General features: G+C 33.8%; 16 protein-coding genes. 10 read left to right on the top strand and 6 right to left on the bottom strand.

Annotation, left to right across the window (positions count from 1 at the left end):
* Positions 1 to 111: 111 nt before the first annotated feature.
* Positions 112 to 1,311: a glycoside hydrolase family 10-like protein gene (locus tag VKJ25_RS10090; protein ID WP_324236502.1), complete on the top strand. Its 1,200-nt coding sequence runs from the start codon at positions 112 to 114 to the stop codon at positions 1,309 to 1,311.
* A 355-nt stretch (positions 1,312 to 1,666) separates the two neighbouring features.
* Here the strand turns inward: VKJ25_RS10090 and VKJ25_RS10085 are convergent, their stop codons facing one another.
* Positions 1,667 to 2,158, bottom strand: coding sequence for a hypothetical protein (locus VKJ25_RS10085; RefSeq protein WP_324236501.1), 492 nt, complete (start codon positions 2,156 to 2,158; stop codon positions 1,667 to 1,669).
* Positions 2,159 to 2,639: 481 nt separating this feature from the next.
* Between VKJ25_RS10085 and cobN the strand changes: the two genes are divergently transcribed.
* The 4 genes from cobN (at position 2,640) to VKJ25_RS10065 (ending at position 11,363) form a co-directional block, all read left to right on the top strand.
* Positions 2,640 to 7,073: a cobaltochelatase subunit CobN gene (gene cobN, locus VKJ25_RS10080; protein WP_324236500.1), complete on the top strand. Its 4,434-nt coding sequence runs from the start codon at positions 2,640 to 2,642 to the stop codon at positions 7,071 to 7,073.
* Positions 7,074 to 7,466: 393 nt separating this feature from the next.
* Complete coding sequence (locus tag VKJ25_RS10075; RefSeq protein WP_324236499.1) at positions 7,467 to 7,610, top strand: hypothetical protein; 144 nt, start codon at positions 7,467 to 7,469, stop codon at positions 7,608 to 7,610.
* A gap of 685 nt (positions 7,611 to 8,295) precedes the next feature.
* Positions 8,296 to 9,576, top strand: a complete 1,281-nt coding sequence (urtA, locus tag VKJ25_RS10070; RefSeq protein ID WP_324236498.1) for an urea ABC transporter substrate-binding protein — start codon at positions 8,296 to 8,298, stop codon at positions 9,574 to 9,576.
* 629 nt (positions 9,577 to 10,205) lie between these two features.
* Positions 10,206 to 11,363 (top strand): ABC transporter permease subunit, encoded by a 1,158-nt coding sequence (locus tag VKJ25_RS10065; protein WP_324236497.1) that lies wholly within the window; start codon positions 10,206 to 10,208, stop codon positions 11,361 to 11,363.
* A 309-nt stretch (positions 11,364 to 11,672) separates the two neighbouring features.
* Here VKJ25_RS10065 and VKJ25_RS10060 read toward each other — a convergent pair whose 3' ends face one another.
* The 5 genes from VKJ25_RS10060 to ilvD form a co-directional block, all read right to left on the bottom strand.
* Positions 11,673 to 13,961 (bottom strand): transglycosylase domain-containing protein, encoded by a 2,289-nt coding sequence (locus VKJ25_RS10060; protein WP_324236496.1) that lies wholly within the window; start codon positions 13,959 to 13,961, stop codon positions 11,673 to 11,675.
* A 13-nt stretch (positions 13,962 to 13,974) separates the two neighbouring features.
* The gene (locus VKJ25_RS10055; RefSeq protein WP_324236495.1) at positions 13,975 to 14,130 is read right to left on the bottom strand and encodes a hypothetical protein; all 156 of its coding nucleotides are present in this window, start codon (positions 14,128 to 14,130) and stop codon (positions 13,975 to 13,977) included.
* Between the two features lie 20 nt (positions 14,131 to 14,150).
* On the bottom strand, positions 14,151 to 14,321 hold the full coding sequence (locus tag VKJ25_RS10050) for a hypothetical protein (RefSeq protein WP_324236494.1): 171 nt from the start codon (positions 14,319 to 14,321) through the stop codon (positions 14,151 to 14,153).
* An 86-nt stretch (positions 14,322 to 14,407) separates the two neighbouring features.
* Positions 14,408 to 14,881 carry an NC domain-containing protein gene (locus VKJ25_RS10045; RefSeq protein ID WP_324236493.1) on the bottom strand — a complete coding sequence of 158 codons (474 nt, stop codon included), beginning with the start codon at positions 14,879 to 14,881 and terminating at the stop codon, positions 14,408 to 14,410.
* Between the two features lie 816 nt (positions 14,882 to 15,697).
* Positions 15,698 to 17,383: a dihydroxy-acid dehydratase gene (ilvD, locus tag VKJ25_RS10040; protein WP_324236492.1), complete on the bottom strand. Its 1,686-nt coding sequence runs from the start codon at positions 17,381 to 17,383 to the stop codon at positions 15,698 to 15,700.
* Between the two features lie 529 nt (positions 17,384 to 17,912).
* Here ilvD and VKJ25_RS10035 point away from each other — a divergent pair.
* The 5 genes from VKJ25_RS10035 (at position 17,913) to VKJ25_RS10015 (ending at position 22,134) form a co-directional block, all read left to right on the top strand.
* Positions 17,913 to 18,752, top strand: a complete 840-nt coding sequence (locus VKJ25_RS10035; protein WP_324236491.1) for a pentapeptide repeat-containing protein — start codon at positions 17,913 to 17,915, stop codon at positions 18,750 to 18,752.
* Between the two features lie 157 nt (positions 18,753 to 18,909).
* Positions 18,910 to 19,896 carry a pentapeptide repeat-containing protein gene (locus VKJ25_RS10030; RefSeq protein WP_324236490.1) on the top strand — a complete coding sequence of 329 codons (987 nt, stop codon included), beginning with the start codon at positions 18,910 to 18,912 and terminating at the stop codon, positions 19,894 to 19,896.
* 78 nt (positions 19,897 to 19,974) lie between these two features.
* The gene (locus VKJ25_RS10025; RefSeq protein WP_324236489.1) at positions 19,975 to 20,148 is read left to right on the top strand and encodes a DUF6887 family protein; all 174 of its coding nucleotides are present in this window, start codon (positions 19,975 to 19,977) and stop codon (positions 20,146 to 20,148) included.
* 166 nt (positions 20,149 to 20,314) lie between these two features.
* On the top strand, positions 20,315 to 21,238 hold the full coding sequence (locus VKJ25_RS10020) for a ribonuclease D (RefSeq protein ID WP_324236488.1): 924 nt from the start codon (positions 20,315 to 20,317) through the stop codon (positions 21,236 to 21,238).
* 281 nt (positions 21,239 to 21,519) lie between these two features.
* Positions 21,520 to 22,134, top strand: a complete 615-nt coding sequence (locus tag VKJ25_RS10015) for a CP12 domain-containing protein (RefSeq protein WP_324236487.1) — start codon at positions 21,520 to 21,522, stop codon at positions 22,132 to 22,134.
* Positions 22,135 to 22,317: the final 183 nt, after the last annotated feature.

Raw genomic sequence — 22,317 nt, 5'->3', positions numbered from 1 at the left:
AGGAAAAAATGCTAAGCATTGAATTTGAAGACTATTTATGTTTAGATAAATTATCAATGTCTGAATTAGAGCGATCGCTTACTAAAAAAAATCAAATACACTAAAAATTTTATGTTTAAATCAAAATCAAATTTCCGAACTATTACCTTAATATTAATTGCAATTTTTACGGCAATTGTACTGGTATTTGCCTCTACTAAAATTAGCAAAACTGCACAACCCAAAACCGAAATTCGTGGTGTTTGGATAACTAATATAGATAGCGATGTTTTATTTTCTAGTACAGCGACAAAAGCAGCAGTAAATCGTTTAGCAAATCTCAACTTCAACACACTCTATCCCACTGTTTGGCAAGGAGGTTATACTTTCTATCCTAGTCAAGTAGCACAACAAGTATTTGGCAAATCTTTAGATCCTACACCTGGTTTACAAGGGCGAGATTTTTTACAAGAAATTGTTAGTGAAGGACATGAAAAAGGCTTAACAATTATTCCTTGGTTTGAATTTGGTTTCATGGCACCAGCAGATTCAGAATTAGCGAAATTACATCCTAATTGGTTAACAAAACGTCGGGATGGAAATACTATAAAAATGGAAGGTGAATATCCACGAGTTTGGCTGAATCCTTTTCATCCAGAAGTACAACAATTTATAATAGATTTAGTTCTGGAAATTGTTACTAAATACGATGTTGATGGGATTCAATTTGACGACCATTTTGGTTTGCCTGGGGAATTTGGTTATGATGATTTTACAGTTAAATTATATGAAAAAGAACTTGATGGTTTATCGCCTTCTGAAAATTCTAAAGAAAGTTTTTGGGTGCGTTGGCGAGCTGATAAAATTAATAGTTTCATGGAAAGAATTTCTAAAGAAATAAAAGCGATAAAACCTGACTGTATTATTTCTATATCTCCGAATCCTTTGCACTTTGCTTTACCTGTTTATTTACAAGACTGGTTTACTTGGGCAACAGAAAAATGGATTGATGAAATTGTTTTACAGGTTTATCGTTCAGATATGAAACGTTTTATTTATGAGTTGGAACAAACGGAGGTTAAATTAGTAAAAAATGATATTAATTTTGCCATTGGAATTATGACTGGTTTGAGAAATAATTCGACTCCAATAAAAATAGTTGAAGAACAAGTGGAAGCTGTGAGGAAGAGAAATTTTTCTGGAGTATCTTTCTTTTTCTATGAAAGTATATGGAAGTGGGGAAAAGAATCGGAAAATGTGAGAAATAAAAGTTTAGAGGAAATGTTTAAAAATAGTATTTCTAGACCACACATATCTAGAATTGATAATTGATAATTACCTCTGATTAAAATTGAGAGGATTTAATATAAAGAAGTATTATTTATTTTTTTCCTTTTAGTTAAATATTGAAATCGAAAAGATAGAAATTTTCTCTATCTTTGGGTTAGGGGAAAGATTAGAAGTAGTAAATTTTTCCTTCTCAAATAAATAGTAGAGTTGGAAAGATAGAAATTTTCTCTATCTTTGGGTTAGGGGAAAGATTAGAAGTAGTCAATTTTTAACTTTAATAAAACAACTAATACAGGGATTTTCGTTGTTATGATATACATCTGTCGCTGGCAAGATTCCCGCACTACAATAATTTGGCGATTTAACCTGTACTTCATTTGCCAAAAATATGCTGTATTTACTCATCTAACACCCTAATTTCATAAACTTTAAACCCTGCTCCTCTAGGTAAAGGTTTGCCATCCATTCCCATTGGAAAAGACTCATAAACACTCTTTGGTTGATACGGTTTACTATCAACATATTCTCCTTTTATTTCCACTTTTATTCCGACATATTTGACAAAAGTTTCCCAAGCGATCGCTTCTGAAGCACGCAAAATTACACCTTCTTCAGCGGAACGTTTTTCTATTTCTAAATCTCCCACATCTAAGACATAATAATTGCTATCTCCTGCCACCCAAGACTCAGTAGTTTTACTCCAAGGTTTTTCTATAACTATACCTGTTAAAGATATTAAAGAGAGATTTTCTTCAATTTGCATTGGAACTTGAGATATTTGATATTTAGTAAATAAATAACCTCCTATTCCACTGAAGATTCCGACAAATATTGATAATAATATTGAGAATATTCTCCAGGTTGTCAAATTTATTTCTATCATTTCCATTTCTGATTTAAAAATTTATCTACTGTAAATACTCAGTCGTCAGCTAGCTTCCTGGGTCGGAGCTGTGCTAAAAGTTATTGATTTTAGTTTTAGATAAAAGCTTTACTAATTAAGTCAGAATTAAATCTTAATTACCAAAGCTGTATATTGTATTTAAAATTATTCCTTTTGCTGAGAGCTGACTGCTAATAGCTGAATATTTTATTTACTATTAAATTTAATTTTACAACAACCACAGAAAAAATTTTGATGGTCAAAGAATTTTATTGATAACTAGCATTTACCTGTCAGTTATCAGCTACTGAAAGACATCTATAATTTACTGCCACAAATTATATAGCTTGACAACTGAGATTTATTGTTAAAAATGTAGTAGAAGTTAAAAGAAAGCTGGCTTTACTAATTAAAAAAATTACGAGCTGATGCTAATATTTGAATGCTTATTATGATAAAATAATTAGGTTTTTTAGACAATAAAATTATGCACCGAATAGCAGCTACTCCTGGCGGTTGGAACCCTCAAGCAGAGGGGGTAATTTTTATCGAACAAACTCCTGCACCAATAATATTTTTAACTGCGGCAGATACGGATATTCAAACATTAGCAGCAGCGGTTAATAAGTTACCTTTAGATTTTCCAAAAATGCGAGTTGCTAATTTACTTCATTTACAACAGCAGTTAACTATTGATACTTATACTGATGATATTTTGTCTAAGGCAAAAGTAATTATTGTTCGACTTTTGGGGGGGCGTTCATATTGGTCTTATGGTTTGGAAGTTTTATTAGAAGTGATAGAAAAACATCGGGCGAAACTAATAGTAATTCCTGGAGATGACCACCCCGATCCAGATTTAATTAGTCATTCTAATGTGGCAATTTCTTTGGTTAATCAATTCTGGCAATATTTAATAGAAGGTGGGGTTGATAATTGTGTTAATGGTTTGAAGTTTATCGCTAATATTTGTTTGGGAAAAAGTTATGATTTTGCCTCACCTGTACCAGTACCGCGAGTGGGAATTTATCCTTTGCAAAAAGGAGAGAAAAGCGCAAAGGCAAAAGTTGGAATATTATTTTATCGCGCTCATTATTTGTCTGGAAATGTTGCTCCGATAGATGCTCTTTGCCAAGGTTTAATAGAAAAAAATTTAGAACCTATTCCGGTGTTTGTTTCTTCTCCTAGAGATATAGAAGTACAAGGAGAAATATTAGAGTATTTTCAACCTGAAAATGCTGAGGCAATTCAATTATTATTAAATACAACCAGTTTTGCTGTTTCTGTTGTAAATGAAGAAGGAAGAAGGAAAAAGGAAGAAGGAAGAAGGAATCCCCCCTCGCCCCCCTTTGAAAGGGGGGAAGAAAAAGGAAGAAGGAAAAAGTGGATGGGGACTCAAAACTCAAACAATTATCAACACTCTGTAGACGGTGAAGTATTAAACCAAAAATCAAAATATAAGCAAGATTTAGAATTAGAAAATTTTTCTTTTCCTCCCTTATTAAGAAATGGGAAAAATTTAGACATTCCAGTTTTACAAGTAATTTTTAGTGGTGGGAATTTTGACCAGTGGAAAAGTGAATTTCAAGGTCTTTCTCCAAGGGATGTAGCAATGAATATTGCCTTGCCGGAGGTAGATGGAAATATTATTAGTCGGGCAGTTTCTTTTAAGGCAGTTCAAGTTTGGAATTCTGAGATAGAAACAGATGTAGTTAGTTATTTTCCGGTTCAAGATAGGATTGAGTTTGTATCAGAATTAACTGCTAATTGGATCAAGTTACGACAAACTCCAGTATCTCAACGTCGTATTGCATTAATATTAGCAAATTATCCTAATCGTGATGGTCGTCTTGCTAATGGAGTGGGGTTAGATACTCCTGCTAGTTGTGTAGAAATTATTCAAGCTTTAGAAGGTGCTGGTTATTATTTGGAAAATATTCCGGCAACGGGGGATGAGTTAATTAAACGTTTGACTTCTGGAGTAACAAATGATTTGGAAAGTCGGGAATTACGTCCTGTTTTTCAGTCTTTATCTTTGGCAGAATTTGAAACTTATTTGGCTAGTTTGCCAGAGGTTGCAAGGGAAAAAGTTATTCAGAGATGGGGGAATAAGAATGATAAATATTTTGCCACGGCACACACGGATTTTGCCACGAATACACAGATTAATTCTACAAAAATTTCCTCATCTTTTCCTAAAGATGTTTCTAGGGATTTTTCAGGATTTCAGAAAGATAATGATGGAGAATTTGATAAAGATACAGACAAGGATTTTACAACAAATGTAGAGATTAATTCCACAAAAATTGCCTCATCTTTTTCCCAAGATGTTTCTAGGAATTTTTCAGAATTTGAGAAAGATAAAGACAGAAATTTTGCCACAGATACACGGATTAATTCCACAAAAGTTCTAGCATCTTTTTCCCAAGATGTTTCTAGTTATTATTCAGAATTTGAGAAAGATAAAGAAACTGATAATTTTCCCATTTCAGGTATTCAGCTAGGGAATATTTTTGTCGGTATTCAACCTTCGCGGGGTTACGATATTGACCCTAGTTTAAATTATCATGCTCCAGACTTGGAACCAACTCCTGATTATTTAGCTTTCTATTATTGGTTAAGAGAAAAATTTAAAATAGATGCAATTATTCATGTGGGAAAACATGGAAATTTAGAATGGTTGCCTGGTAAAAGTGTCGGTTTATCTCAAGAATGTTTTCCAGAAATAGCTATCGGTGCTTTGCCACATTTTTATCCTTTTATTGTTAACGATCCAGGAGAAGGCTCCCAAGCTAAACGGAGGTCGCAAGCTGTTATTATAGATCATTTAACTCCACCTATGACTCGTGCTGAAATTTATGGTTCTTTACAGGAATTAGAAACTTTGATTGATGAATATTATGAGGCACAAAGTTTAGCTCCGTCTCGGTTATCTGTAATTAGGGAACGAATAATTAATTTGATAGAAAAAGAAGGTTTAGATAAAGATTTATCATTTTTAGAAAAAGACTCAGATAACACGACTTTTGCCAAGGATGTACAGATTAATTCTACTAATTTTTTAGAATTTGAAGATGTAACTTCTGACTTTTCCACTTCTGAAAAATCCTCAGACTTTCTCTCACATCCAGAAGCAAATGAGTCGAAATTTCCCGATAAAAATACTAAATTTGCCAAACTAATTACTAATATAGATGGTTATCTTTGCGAATTAAAAGAAGCACAAATTCGTGATGGTTTACATATATTTGGTCAACCTCCCCAAGGTCAACAACTACGAGATTTAATCATAGCGATCGCTCGTCATCCCAGCACAACTCGTTTAGGTTTAACTCGTGCTTTAGCTAAAGATTTAAACTTAGATTTTGACCCCCTAACCGATGATTTTTCGACAATGATTAATCAGAACTTATTAATAGATGAAAAATCTTGTCGTACTCTGGGTGATGCTGTGGAATTACTCGAACAAAAAGCAGCTAACTTAGTCGAAAATTTAATTAACCAAAATATGATTAATTCTCCCTTTCCAGACACAAACAAAGAATTAGAATGGATTCGCCAAAATCTTCTACCTGCTCTGCAAAAAACTAATCAAGAAATTACTAACTTATTAATAGGATTAGATGGTAAATATATCCCTAGTGGTTCATCTGGCGCTCCGACCAGAGGTAGACCAGATGTTTTACCAACAGGTCGCAATTTTTACTCTGTAGATATTCGCGCTATTCCTACAGAAACTGCTTGGAGAATAGGGCAGTTAGCAGCAGAAAACTTAATCGAAAGATACACTCAAGAAAATGGTGAATATCCTCAAACTTTAGGGTTATCAATATGGGGAACTTCTACCATGCGAACTGGTGGAGATGATATTGCTGAAGCACTCGCCTTATTAGGAGTAAAACCTGTTTGGGATAGACCTTCTAGAAGAGTTATTGACTTTGAAATTTTGCCAGTTTCAATATTAGGAAGACCTCGTGTAGATGTAACTTTAAGAATTTCTGGTTTCTTCAGAGATGCTTTTCCTAATATTATTGATTTATTTGACCAAGCTGTTATTGCTGTAGCTAATTTAGATGAACCAGAAACAGAAAATCCTTTAGCTGCTCAAGTTAAAAAAGAAGTTAAATATTGGCAAGAATTAGGGTTAACTGAAGTTCAGGCAAAAGCACGTTCTCAATATAGAATATTTGGTTCTAAACCAGGGGCTTATGGTGCAGGTTTACAAGGTTTAATTGAATCTCAAAATTGGCAAGACGATCGAGATTTAGCCAGAGCTTATATTAATTGGAGTAGTTATGCTTATACAGGAATTAATAATAGTTTTAATCCTGAAAAAAGAGCGATAAATTCTCCAGAAGCATTTTCCCAACGTCTCCAAAAAATGCAAATAGTTTTGCATAATCAAGATAATAGAGAACATGACTTATTAGACTCAGATGATTATTATCAATTTCAAGGAGGAATGACTGTGGCAGTTCGTGTTTTAACAGGCAAAAATCCTCATACTTATTTTGGAGATAATTCTATGCCAGAAAATCCTAAAGTTAGACAATTAAAAGAACAAATTTCTAGGGTTTATCGTTCGCGAGTTATTAATCCTAAATGGATAGCTGGAGTTATGCGTCATGGTTATAAAGGAGCCTTTGAAATGGCAGCAACAATAGACTATTTATTTGCTTATGATGTAACGGCAAAATGTGTAGAAGATTTTATGTATCAAGGAGTAGCTGAAGCTTATATTTTTGATGAAACTGTACAATCATTTATTCAAGCAAAAAATCCTTGGGTATTGCGAGATATGGCAGAAAGATTATTAGAAGTAAATCAACGAGGTTTATGGCAATCTGCTAATCAAAAAACCTTAGAAAAATTGAGGGCGATCGCTCTCGAAGCAGAAGGAATAATTGAGGCTAATAGTTAATTAATAAATCTCAGATAGTAGGCAAATATTCAAAATTATAGACTCGTCTGATAAATAGATATATTTGCCGACTATACTGATTATGAGTATTAAATTATAGTAAGCATTCCGTAGGAATAGCTGACTTCTAATAGCTGAATGCTTGCAAATTATAATTGCTAAATGTGTGACATATTTGAGATATCAAGTTGTCAAAACCTTTCTTGAAAAACCATCAATCCTGTTCACTTCATCTAAGGTTTTCAAAGTCAAGTTAAATTGAAGCAAATATTAACTGAACTTCTACTACATTTTTAACTCGAAAATTCAAGCACAATCACAAGTATATCTAGTTATCAACTTTAAGTTAATAAAGCTGATAACTGATAACTGATAACTGTTTAGTGGTATGTGATGAAAACGAACCTAATTTATAATGATAAAATTATCCAAGAAGCGTTATTAATATTCTTTAATCAATTAGAACCTTCTAAGTTTTTAGATATTATTACCACTTTAAACTTAGGAATTCAAGGAGATTATGTGAAACTTAAATAGCAATTCTTGAAAAATGAAACTATTGATAATATTTATAAAGAAGCTATGAAAGAATGAGAAAATAAAGATATACATGAACAACCTAAAAAAACTTCCCCAAATGATCAAGAATTAATTGAGAAAGTTTTACTTATTTTACAAAAGCAATTACCCTCTATTGATTTTTTTGCGCTTTCTAACAACCTTTAATATAGGAAAAGTTCGACAGAAATTCTACAGTTAATAATGCTGGTAAAATAATAGGCGATCGCTCTCGAAGCAGAAGGAATAATTGAGGCTAATAATTAACATAATATAGTCATTGCGATCGACAGCGAAACAATATCTAGTAGATTTAGAGATGGCTTTGGGGGCAAAAATAAAAAGTCGTAAAATTCTAGTTTTTCCTAACCTCTTGCTATGACATTTTTAAGGGAAACGAAACAATATCTAGTAGATTTAGAGATGGCTTTGGGGGCAAAAATAAAAAGTCGTAAAATTCTAGTTTTTCCTAACCTCTTGCTATGACATTTCCACTTGTTCAGTAAAACTCAATTATTCATTATCGATTATCCATTATCCATTAATAAACCCTACTCCCTATTTCATAAATTTTTTACTAATGGTATTCAAAGATTCAGTTTACAAAATTTTAATATGTTAACGTTCAGCTTGTCATTTCACTGATATAGTAGAGAACTTTTTTATGGGTAAAGGATTAGGACGTCGTAATTTCTTAATATATAGTTCCGCTGCTTTAGGAACCAGCATTTTTCTCAAAGCTTGTGGTGGAACTACTGATACTACTACATCTGAGGCAAAGGAAACAATAAAAGTAGGTATTCTCCATTCCCTCAGTGGCACAATGGCCATTAGTGAAACTACAGTAGTTGAAGCTGAAAAATTAGCCATTGAAGAAATAAATGCTGCTGGTGGTGTATTGGGCAAACAAATAGAAGCTATTGTCGAAGATGGTGCTTCTGACTGGCCAACTTTTGCAGAAAAGGCCAATAAACTTATCGATCAAGACCAGGTAGTTACTGTTTTTGGTTGTTGGACTTCTGCTTCCCGAAAGTCGGTATTACCTGTCTTTGAATCTAAGAACCACATGCTTTGGTATCCCGTACAATATGAAGGTCAAGAATGTTCAAAAAACATTTTTTATACGGGTGCTGCTCCTAACCAACAAATTGAACCTGCTGTAACTTGGTTGTTAGAAAATAAAGGTAAAGAATTTTTCTTAGTTGGTTCAGATTATGTTTTTCCTCGCACTGCAAATACAATTATTAAAGAACAGTTAAAAGCTAAAGGAGGTACTACTGTTGGTGAAGATTATTTGCCTTTAGGAAATACAGAAGTTACTCCAATTATTACTAAAATCAAACAAGCTTTGCCTGATGGTGGAGTAATTTTTAATAGTCTGAATGGTGATAGTAATGTTGCCTTTTTTAAACAGTTGAAAGGTGCTGGTTTGACTCCAGATAAATATCCAGTTATGTCGGTGAGTATTGCTGAAGAAGAAGTCAGACAAATAGGTAAAGAATTTTTGATTGGTCATTACGCTGCTTGGAATTATTTCCAAACTGTGGATACAGAAACTAATAAAAAATGGGTGGAAAATTTTAAAGCAAAATATGGAGAAGACCGAGTAACAAATGACCCGATGGAAGCTGCTTATATTATGGTTTATCTGTGGAAACAAGCAGTAGAAAAAGCTGGTACTGCTGATGATTTAGAGGCAGTAAGAATGGCAGCGATCGGGGAAAGTTTTAATGCTCCAGAAGGTTTAGTTACTATGAATGCTAATCATCATATTTCTAAAACTGTCAGAATAGGTGAAATTCGTGATGATGGTTTGTTTAATATAGTTTGGTCTACTGATGGAGCTATTGCACCTATACCTTGGAATCAATTTGTGCCATCAACTAAAGGGTTTGCTTGTGATTGGAGCGACCCTAATAAAGGTGGTAAATATAAAGTTAGTTAACAGTTATTCAGTTAACAGTTAACAGTTATCAGTTATCAGCTTTATTAAATTTAAGTTGATAACTAGATATACTTGTGATTTTGCTGGAATTTTCGGATTTTAAATGTAGTAGAAGTTCAGTTAATATTTGCTTGATTTTAACTAAACTTTGAAAAGCTTATTAAAAAGCTGAAAAGTCAAAAGTTAACAGTTATCGGCTTTATTAATTTTCGTTGATATAGCGGTTTCAAGTTTGGTGAAGTACACCCACGGGAGTTAAGATGCACGGTTCCCGAAAAATCGCACTTGCGAGGTCATCTAAAGTCAAGGATTTTAATCATTGGCTAATAGCTGAAGTCATCTCAAAGATGACTAAATTTTGACTTTAACCTCTTGAATGATGACTATAAAAATCTTAAATAGATTGTAATATTTGATCCTATGATTTTTGTATTCAAATCTAAAATAAAATGGGATTTGGAAACCAAACCTCTACAGTTTTTTGACTAATCATTTAGGATTATTTACAACACAAAATAGGGAATTTGCATGTAACTTCCCTACAGGGTTATTGTTTTTTATGTGGTTAGTTAATCTAAAAACTGCTGTAAATTTCTTATCCCTTCTTAACTTCTTACTTCTTACTTCAAATGCAAGAATTATTAATAGCTATATTTAACGGTATAAGTATTGGTTCAGTTTTATTAATTGTCGCTCTCGGATTAGCCATTATTTTTGGATTAATGGGAGTAATAAACTTAGCTCACGGCGAACTAATGATGTTAGGTGCTTATGCAACTTTCGTAGTTCAAAATATTTTTAATAGCATGGGTGAACCTATTGCTAATACTTATATTTTATTCGCCATTCCCATAGCATTTATAGTGGGAGCGATCGCTGGTTTAATATTAGAAAAAGGAGTGATACGTTTTCTCTATGGTAGACCTTTAGAAACTCTACTAGCAACTTGGGGAGTTAGTCTGATTTTGCGTCAATTTGTGCGGAGTGTAAATGGTGTTTTAATTATCGGTATCATAATTTTTTGTATCCTCTATTTTGGCGGTCTTTATTTCGTCAAAAAACGTCGTTCTGATTGGGAAAAAATTAAAAACTTAGCCAGAGCAATTATTTTTTTCTTATCTTTAACAATCTCCATTGCTTGCGGATTTTTATTGAAAATTCCTGGATTAATCAAACCTTGGTTTAGTGCCAGAAATGTTGATGTTACCGCTCCAGTTTGGTTACAAGGTGGATTACCTATTGGAGAATTTCAATTACCTTACTCTCGGATATTTATCATTATTTTAACTGCCATAAGTTTGCTCTTAATTTACTTATTTTTGAATAAATCAAATTGGGGCTTAAGAATTAAAGCAGTCACTCAAAATAGAAGTATGAGTGCTTGTTTAGGTATCCCCACAAATCAAGTTGATACTATTACTTTTTCATTAGGTTCCGGATTAGCTGGAGTTGCTGGTTGTGCAATTACATTATTAGGTTCAGTCGGTCCGAATACAGGACAAAATTATATAGTCGATGCTTTTATGGTAGTTGTCGTTGGAGGAGTAGGAAACTTATTTGGTACTGTTATTGCTGCTATGGGAATTGGAATTACTAATTATTTAATTGGTTCAGGAACTATAGCTTTAATTTTGGGAGATATAGAAACCATGAAAATGTTGACTAATTTATTCAATTTCTTTGCAACTACTTCTATGGCAAAAGTAATGGTATTTGCTTTAATTATTGTTTTTTTACAACTTAAACCAGCAGGTTTATTTCCGCAAAAAGGCAGAACTAATAATTAATAATTGATAATTGATAATTAATAATTAATATAGTCATTCTGATTTAGATTGAGACAAGGTTTTCTTCCTGTGAAAGGGTTTTCGCTGAAACAGTTTTCCATTCTTATTCGGAATGACTATAATTGAGTTTAGTAGAGTGCGTTTTTCGCGCTTGAGCGGACATGGAAAGCGGAGCATTCCCTATACGAAAACGCATTTTTGTCGGTGCAACTTCCCTACTTACTTCCTTGTACCAGAAACCCGGTTTCTCGAAGAAACCGGGTTTCTTTACTCCCTACTTCTTTCCTTACTGATAACTGATAACTGAAATTACTTCCCTACCACCTTTTCCATATAATTTCCCCATAACCGAGCAGCTTGACTACTACTGCTACCAGTCGGAGAATTATCATCATTTCCTAACCAAATACCTGTAACCATACTTTGGTTAGGAACATATCCAATAAACCATAAATCCACTCCTCGATTCGTTGTACCAGTTTTACCTGCTTCTCCTAAACCCAAACTAGCACTACGACCAGTTCCATATTCTACAACTCCTTGGAGCATTTGAGTCATAGTGTCTGCGATGTATGGTTCCAAAATACGTTGGTTAGCTTGAACATCTCCCTGGGTGTTATCACACTTGGGGTTAGGATCGTAAGAATAAATGCACCGACAAGTATCAATATTATTATTATCATCGCAATCACTACTATCTATAATTTTCTTAATAGTATGAGGTCTATTTCCAACTCCACCGTTAGCAAACACCCCGTAAGCACCAGTCATTTCTAAAACATTAACTTCACTTTGACCTAACACCAAACCCGGTACAGCATCTAACTTAGACTTAATTCCTAAACTCTTTGCCATTCTTACCACCCTATCTAAACCTGCTTGTTGAGCAACTCGCAAAGCTACCACATTCTCAGAAAGCGCTATACCATTATACATATCTGTACTACCACCACTCCGTTCGCAAGCGCCGTAAGTTTGTCCCTTCCATCTCATGGAATTACAAGAAAATGATTTTTTTGGTGATATTCCCTTTTCTAGAGCAGCAGCATAAGCAAATACTTTAAAAGTCGAACCTGGTTGACGTTGTGCTTGAGTCGCTCGGTTAAATTGACTTTTTTGATAATCTTCTCCTCCAGTCAAAGCAATAACTTCTCCATTCCGAGAATTTATGGTCACTATCGCACCTTGAGAGAAGTTAGCATAAACACCATCATTATTAATACTATCTTGTAAAGCTGTTTCTGCATAACTTTGAATTTTTGGGTTTAAAGCGGTTTCCACTACAAAATTTCCTTCTGTTGCTAAGTCTGTTCCTAATAATTCTTCCAGTTCCCTAAATACATGACTATAATAATATGGTGCTAAAGTTCCTCGAATAATTTCTATAGCTTTAGGATTAACTTCTACTCGCGATCGCCTAGCTCTATCTGCTTCTTGTTGATTAATCATACCGAGACTGAGCATTCGATAAATAACTCTATCTCTTTTTTCGATAGCTAATTGATAATTTTGTACCGGATTAAAACTATTAGGTGCTGGTAAAATTCCGGCTAATGTTGCTGCTTCTGATAAACTTAAATCTTGAGCGCCCTTGCCAAAATAAAATCTGGCAGCATCTTCAAATCCGTATAAATCTAATCCTAAATAAACTTTATTTAGATAAAATAATAATAAATCTTCCTTACTATAAAAAGCTTCTAATTTTAATGATACGACTGCTTCTCGTAATTTCCGACTAGCAGAATATTCTGTACCGACATAATCTCGAAATATACTCCTTGCTAGCTGTTGAGTAACTGTACTACCTCCCTCCCTTATACCATCTGCCTGTAAATTTGTCAATATGGCTCTCGTAATTCCGATGGGGTCTACGCCAATATGCCAATAAAAACGACTATCCTCAGAAGCAACCACCGCATCTGGTAAATATTTGGAAAATTTGGAGATACGACTCAATTCATAATGAGAATTTCTAGAAGCTTGACGTAAAGGTGTTTGTCCATCACGAGCATAGACAACTACTGGACCAGTAATAGGGTTGGGTAGTGGGTATACACTGAATTTTGTCCATTCCAGTAGAATGATTAAACTGACCAAAGCCGTAAACCCAAAAATACCAAAGACAAGATAACGAAATCCTATAGTATACCATGCAGGAGGGTCAATATACCGAAGTTTAACATTATTAGCTAATTCCGGTGGTCCTAAAGTGAAGGTATCACCATGACACAAACGAAAACGAGAAATCTTTTTTTTTCCACTATAGATACCATTAGCAGAGTTTTCATCTTTGATGACATAAGGGGTGTTAGTTCTATTTGAGTCTCGCGAAATAGATAGATGAATTTTGCTAATTAGAGGATTACGAATGATAATATCACAAGATTGGGAAGAACGTCCGAGTAAATAGCGATCGCCCAAAAGAGGATATTTTTTAGCTGGAGTACCTTCTGGTTCCTGTATCCAAAGTTCGGGTACTTTGGCATTAGGTCTCAGTGCCAATACAGAAAAATTGACACCAGCATGAATAGTTTGAACTACCTGAGTAATATTACCCAAGACAGTTTGACGATTACGGGGAGGTTGAGAATTATTCATAAGTATATAATAATTAATAATTAATAATTAATAATAAACGTAGGTTGGGTTGAGGAACGAAACCCAACAAATAATCATGGTTATGGTTGTTAAGTTTCACTTCTTTACTTATTATAAAACACCAACAAACGTAGGTTGGGTTGAGGAACGAAACCCAACCAATAATCATGGTTGTTAAGTTTCACTTCTTTACTTATTATAAAACACCAATAAACGTAGGTTGGGTTGAGGAACGAAACCCAACAAATAATCATGGTTATGGTTGTTAAGTTCCACTTCTTTATCTATTATAAATAGCAATAAACGTAGGTTGGGTTGAGGAAGGAAACCCAACATCCATAATTGTTTGTTGGGTTTCACTTCGTTCTACCCAACCTACATTTTTAGCAATAAACGTAGGTTGGGTTGAGGAACGAAACCCAACCAATTCGGTCCTGTTATTCTACTTATTGGCATCTCTTTTTTTTCCAAAAATCATCACGCATTGCTTGGTCTGATTTTAACTGAGCAAGTTTTGCTTTTTCTAGGTCTTCATTAAGTCTATAAACTATTGCTTGTTCATGCTGATAATTAACTATTTCTCTAGGCGTTAAAACAGGTTGTACAAGAGAAACTATTTTAGACCCAATTGCAGTATGAATTTTTTCTTTAATTTGCCCAGAATAACGTTTTCCAGTAATGACATACCAAGCAAACATTTCACAATTATTAGTATGAATATTATACTTGCCAAACTTGTCTAAATATTCACAAACTCGTTGTTCTTGTTCAACTGTTAATTTTGCTCCTTTGCCTTGATATTCAATTCCTTGAAGACCCCATCCAATTGAATTTTTAAATGTTCTGTCAGAGGAAATAAAATAATGTCTAGCAATTCCAGCAGTGATTTCAATAGCAATACTATAAATTGAGGCATTCATTATAATTTAGAAGGAAGAAGGAAGAGGGAAGAAGGGTTTAGAAAAATCTCAAAAAGGGGGCTGGTTTAGTACAGTTTACTGTTGAAAAAAACTTTAGATAATTAATAATTTAAAAGATATTTTTTACTATCAGTTATTCAAAGACTTTAGAGAATTGACACTTTCCAAGATACAGCAGATTCCAGGTATATACATCATAATTAAATGTCTATAGTGCGGGCTGGAAAGCCAGCGACAGATGTATTTCACAAAAGTGGAATCCACTGTATTTTTCATCATCAATTGTTAATTATTCAAAGACTTTAGATAATTGACTATTTTCAAGATATTTTTCATCATCAATTATATCATCTCCAGTAGGATTAATATTGCCAGTGATAAGGTTATTTCAGTTATCAGTTATCAGTGATCAGTACCTCTAGCTATTTCGCGCCATAACAAAGGTCAAGCAAGATGCTTGAAATAAGGAATATTCTTTTTTATCCCCTTAAAAGGGGAGGCTTTAAACCAATATTTTTCGGTAAGGAAGAAGGAAAAAGGAAGAAGCTTATTTGAGAGGAAAAAACCTGATATGGCGGTAGATATTTCTCCAACTTTTTACACGCTCCGATGCCAACGGACATGATATTATCAATTATCCATTATTAATTATTCAAAGACTTTAAATAATTGACAATAAAAGATATCTTTCATTATCAACAGGGCTTACGCGAAGGTACTATTTATAGAGTTCAAAAACTATTGCGTATGGGGTTTTTGCACTATATATATAGCATCTGGTGCGTAAGTCCTAATCAAATTATTAATTATTAATTATTAATTATTAATTGCATCTGTTACTGCTCCAACACTACTAGAAGAAACTAACTTCGCATACTTAGCTAATACACCTCTAGTATAACGAGGCGTTGGTGGTTCCCAAACTTGACGACGCTTTTCTAACTCCTCATTAGAAATATTTAACTGTAGTAAACGCTGATGAGCATCAATAGTAATCATATCTCCCTCCTTAACCAGAGCGATCGCTCCACCTACTGCTGCTTCGGGAGCTACATGACCGACTACCATACCATAAGTACCACCAGAAAATCTACCATCAGTAATTAATCCTACTTTATCTCCTAAACCAGCACCAATAATAGCTGAAGTTGGAGCTAACATTTCTCGCATTCCTGGTCCACCTTTGGGGCCTTCATAACGAACTACAATAATATCTCCGGCTTGAATTTTTCCTGCTAATATTGCATCTAAGCAATCTTCTTCTGATTCAAATACTCTTGCTGGACCTGTTATTTCTGGATTCTTCACTCCGGTAATTTTAGCCACAGCTCCCTCACTGGCCAGATTTCCTTTTAAAATAGCTAAATGTCCTTGAGCATACATAGGATTATCCCAAGGTCGAATGACATCTTGATTAGCAGGTGGTTCAGAAGGTACATCCGCTAACTGTTGTGCAATAGTTTTACCTGTTATAGTTAACTCATCTGGATGGAGTAAGTCATGTTCTAAAAGCATTTTCATAACTTGAGGAATGCCACCTGCTTTATGCAAATCTGTAGCAACGTATTTACCACTTGGTTTCAAGTCACACAATACAGGTACTCTAGCTCGAATTGTTTCAAAATCATCCAAAGATAATTCTACTTCCGCAGCATGAGCTATTGCCAAGAAATGTAATACTGCATTAGTAGAACCCCCAACAGCCATAATTACCGAAATAGCATTTTCGATAGATTTGCGAGTAATAATTTGCCGAGGTAAAATTTGTTTATGGATAGCTTCTACCAAAACATGAGCTGATTTTTCCGTACTCTCTGCTTTTTCTGCATCTTCCGCAGCCATTGTTGAGGAGTACATCAGACTCATACCCATAGCTTCAAAAGCTGAAGACATGGTATTAGCAGTAAACATTCCCCCACAGGAACCAGCACCAGGGCAAGCTCTACGTTCAACTTCTGTTAATTCTGTTTCGTCAATTTTTCCAGCACTATATTGTCCCACTGCTTCAAAAGCACTCACAACTGTTAAATCTTTACCGTTGTAATGGCCTGGTTTAATCGTACCACCATAAACAAATATGGCTGGGATATTCATCCGGGCGATCGCTATCATGGCTCCAGGCATATTTTTATCACATCCACCAATGGCTAAAACTCCGTCCATTGTTTGGCCATTACAAACTGTTTCGATGGAGTCGGCAATAACGTCTCTAGAAACGAGGGAATATTTCATCCCTTCAGTTCCCATGGAAATACCGTCGCTAATGGTAATTGTGCCAAATATCTGTGGCATTCCTCCAGCATCTTTTACTCCATCTACACCTCGGAGGGCCAAATCATTAATCCCCATGTTACAAGGAGTAATAGTGCTGTAGGCATTGGCAACCCCAATGATTGGTTTGGTAAAGTCTGAATCTTGAAAACCTACTGCTCTGAGCATAGCTCGGTTGGGAGCGCGTTGTACTCCTTTAGTTACTAATTGGCTTCTTCTATTTTCTGGCATAGAATTTTTTTTGAGTTTACTATTTTATTTGACCAAAAAAATTAATTGTATACAAGTCTGGATTTATTTTTGAGAAAGAAGAGAGGAAAAATAATTAGGGTTGCTGAATAAAGCAGAACGTGAGAAGGGTGGGGAGGGTGGGAAGAAAGAGATAGTAGAAGGAATAATTGTTCCTTGATTTTTTTATCCTTGGGTTTGTTTAAAATCTTAACTTTTTAGTAATTTTGGCTAAAAAAGTTGCACTTTTTTGAGCCTGTTTAAAGGCTCAAACCTTGATCAGTAAAAACTATAATTATCAATTATTCATTATCAACAGAAATTACGGAAAGTTACTATATTATAGAGTTTAAAACCTATTGCGTATGGGGTTTTAAGCACTATATCTAGGGTCGCTGCGTAAGTCCCGATCCATTATTAATTACTAATTATTAATTATTAATTATTAATTATTCATTATCCATTGGTTAGTGCTATAATGTTGCACTTTAAATATAAAATATTAAATACAAAATAGGTTGAGGCAGAGCAAATGGAAGCTGATGAACTTCTTAGGCAATATGCAGCAGGGGAAAGAAATTTTAAAGGTATTACTCTGGTAGGAATTGATTTAACCGGAGCCGATTTAAGCAATGCTAATTTTACTAGGGCAAACCTTCGTAATGCAATCTTGAAGGATGCTAACCTTAGTGGGGTTAATTTTAGAGAAGTTAGTTTAGGAGATGCTTCTCTCAGGGGAGCAAATTTGAGCGAAGCAAATTTGATAGGAACAACTATGATTAAAACTGACTTGACTAATGCTAATTTGAATGGGTCTAATCTCCGAGGTTCTAATTCAAGGGAAGCTAATTTTAGTGAAGCTGATTTAAAGGGTGCTAACTTAACGGAGGCTAACTTAAGTCAAGCTAATTTGACTAAAGCTAATTTGAGTGAATCTACAATGATTCGTGTTAATTTAATTCGCTCTATTTTAAGTGGTTCTCACTTAGAATTTGCTAATTTAACTAATGCTTTAATGAATGAATCAATTTTGGATAATGCTAACCTAACTCATGGAATTTTGAGTGGAGCTATGTTAAGTGGTTGTAATCTTTGTGAAGCTGATTTGAGTAAATCTACTACTATTGGAGCTACTCTAAGTGAAGCTAATTTAAGTGGAGCAAAACTACGAAGCACTAATGCTAGTTGGACTACTTTACGAGGTGCTAATCTCACAGGAGCTAATTTATTTCGGTCTAAATTAAGTTGGTCAAATTTGACAGGAGCTATATTAGTGAAAGCTGTTTTAATTGATGCAAAATTTAATAAAACTAATTTCCGAGATGCAGATATGAGAGGAGCAATTATGCCTGATGGTACAACTTCTTCCTAAAGATATTGTTGTTTATAGTTTAACATTTTTAACTATAATTACTATGGGCTTTGATTTTTGATATTTACAAATATTAATAAAACCAGCCTCTTGTAATTGAGTATAATTAGAGTATACTGATAATCTTAATTAAGGCAAATTCTAGGAGAGTAAGAATATGAATTCTGAAGAATTAAAGAGTCGATATTCTCTCGGAGAACGAGACTTTTGCCAAATAAATTTGGTAGGAGCAAATTTAAAAAGATTAAACCTAGAAAAAGTTAATTTTACAGGTTCTTTTTTAGCTTGTGCAGATTTAACTAATGCTATTCTCCATGAAGCTAATTTTTCTGATGCTTTTCTTTACTCTGCTAATATGAAATTTGTCAAGTTAGGAAAAGGAAAACTTGTTAATGCTGATTTGACAAAAACTGATTTAGAGGGTTCTTTTTTAGTTAAGTCAGAGTTATGTGGTGCTAAATTAAGTGGTGCTATTTTATCTGGCGTGAATTTGAGAAGTGCTAACTTAGAAGGTATTAATCTTTCTGGTGCTAATCTTAGTGGTATTAATTTGCGTTCTGCTAATCTGAAAAATGCTAATCTTCGTTGGGCTAATTTGAATCACGCTCGACTTAATCAAGCTTTAGTACAAGGTGCTTTTCTCACAGGAGTTAATCTGAGTCATGCAAATTTGATGAATGTAGATTTACATGGAATGGATTTGAATGGAATTAATTTTAGTGGAGCTATAATGAAGTATACTAATTTGTCTGGTGCGGACTTAACTGCGACAAATCTTAGTAGTGTTAATTTAAGTTCTGCCGATTTAAAAGAGGCAATTATCAATGGTTCTAATCTGAGAAATGCTGTATTAATTTCTAGTAATTTAAGTGAAGCAGTTTTAATGAGGGCTGATTTATCTTATGCTGTTTTAACTGATACTAATTTGAGTAAAGCTAACTTTAATTTAGCTGATTTACATCAAGCTAATTTAAGTGGTGCTTGTTTACAAGAAGCTTATTTGTGGAAGGCTGATTTAAGTGAAGCTAATCTTGATGGTGCTGACTTAAGTGGTGCTAGTTTAAGAGGAGCAATTTTGGATGGAGTAGATTTAAGAAATACTAAGTTAATAGGTACTATAATGCCAGATGGTACAGTTAATTAATAATTAATAATTTAAGAGCTGATTTGCAGGTGAAGATATCCAAGTTTTTATTGATAGAAATGGTGAGGTAAAAATTCTATGAATCATCCTACTAATTTTCAAACCATGAATGAATCAGAGTTACGCTCTTATGTATTAGCTCATCGAGACAATACCGAAGCCTTTTCTGCTTTAGCTAACCGTCTCAAGTCTAAACCAGGACGTAAATTATCTGAGGGAGATTTAGACCGATTACCTGAAATTTTAGCATAAATTAAATAAGAGAATAAATAGAAAGACTTGAGTTTGTTTTTCCTTCTATATGTTAATAATTGAAAATGCTTTATTTCCAGCAAGTATACTTTCCTAGATCATGCTGGGCAAACAACCAAAGGTACTGATAACTGAAATGACCCAGTAATAATTTGAAAATTTCTATATGATTTATTTGACAGATACTAATGATATCAACAAAGCTATTGACAAATTAACTACAGCTAATATACTTTGGATTGATACAGAAGTTGCTGATTATAATACTCGTAAACCTAGATTATCTTTAATTCAATTATTAGCCGAGCCTCAAGATTTGATAGGTGACAATGTTTATATTTTTGATGTTTTAGAAAAACCAGATATAACCAAATTTTTTATCGACCAAATTATGGTTAATCCCAACATTGAGAAAGTATTTCACAATGCTAAATATGACATTAAATTTCTGGGTAAAAATCAAGCTCAAAATATTACTTGTACTTTAGAAATAGCTAAAAAATTACCTTATTATATTTTGCCAATCCCTAATTTAAAACTGAAGACTTTAACTGAAAAACTCACTACTTTTCAAGATATAGATAAAAAAGTACAAGGAAGTGATTGGGGAGAACGCCCACTGACAGAAAAACAACTTGAATATGCCAAGATGGATACAGTTTATTTAGCTCAAATTTACTTAGCTTTATTAGAATTAATTCATCAAAATAATCCTGAACCTGCTAATGAAAATTTAGATGAACTAACTCGTAGATATCAAGAAGTTTTCCATGAATGGAAATTGTTAGATTCAGAAATTTCTCATATCCAAGAACGGATAAAATTAGCTATGCAAAAACAGAATATTTCTGAAACTTCGAGTTTTAAATTATCATCTGTGAAACGCACTACTCAGAAAGTTAATTTTTCTGATTTAGCAAACATAGCAAAAAATCAGGGAATAGATTTAGATTTTCCCATTACTCTAACTCAAAAACTACAAAAAGATGTGGAAAATATTATGGATAAACTTTCGATCAATAAAGAAAATAGTTATAGTTGGAAGTTAACTCTTAAAGATTTGATAAATAATATTGAGGCAGATGAATAAAAAAATCAACAATTTTACTATAGCCATAAGAAATCATTTGTGAGAAAAAACTGTAGAGGTTTGGTCTTCAAATCCCTTAAAGCTTGGGTTGGGAAACCAAACCCTTACTAGAAAATCTCGCCACCTATTTAGGATTACTATAGTTCTAAAACTGATAACTGATATAACAAATTTGTAGACTAAGTAACTGTTTTATTCTATTCTTAATTAATAGCAAAGCTACTAAATATTAGTAGCTGAAGTATCAATAATTAAATACATATTTTTGAGGAAAAGTCAAGATGATGAAAGCTAAAGATATTATGACCACCGATGTAGAAACAATTCGGGGTTCAGCAACGATAGCTGATGCTGTGAAGAAAATGAATGACTTATCTCTGCGGGCTCTAATTGTAGAACGTCGTCACGACCAAGATGCTTATGGTATTATCACAGAGACAGATATTGTTTATCAGGTTGCTGCTTATGGAAAAGATCCGAAACAAGTGCGGGTATATGAAATTATGACCAAGCCTTGTATAGCAGTTAACCCAGATTTAGGTGTAGAATATGTAGCCAGGTTATTTGCTGATACAGGTATACGTCGAGCGCCTGTAATTAAAGATAAATTACTTGGTATTATTTCGATTACAGATATTTTAAGCAAGAGTGATTTTGCGGAAAAACCAAAGTCTGTGCTACTGGAAAAGAGAATAGAAGTAGCTATTGAAGAAGCAAGAAGTATTTGTGCAGAAAAAGGTGTTACTTCTAAAGATTGTGCAGCAGCATGGGATATTGTAGAAGAGTTACAAGCTGAAGCTGCTCATCAGAAGGCAGAAAGATTTGATAAAACAGCTTTTGATGAATATTGTGAGGATAATCCAGAAGCTGCTGAAGCCAGAACTTATGATATTTAATTTCAAAATTTTACCTGTTTACATTTTATAGCGGTACGCGCTAGGGAACAATGATTTGTGGAAAATAACTGTGGGGGTTTGCTCTCCCTAAGGATTTTCTACAATAAAATTCCACAACTAATTTAGGATTGCTATAGTTGATGTTTTATTATTACCAGCAACGGCAATAGTTTAAAAAAAAGC

It is taken from the genome of Okeania sp. (genome assembly GCF_035285525.1).
Lineage (GTDB): Bacteria > Cyanobacteriota > Cyanobacteriia > Cyanobacteriales > Microcoleaceae > Trichodesmium.
The sequence above is the reverse complement of the archived record's forward strand: the minus strand, read 5'-3'. Positions and strand labels throughout refer to the sequence as shown.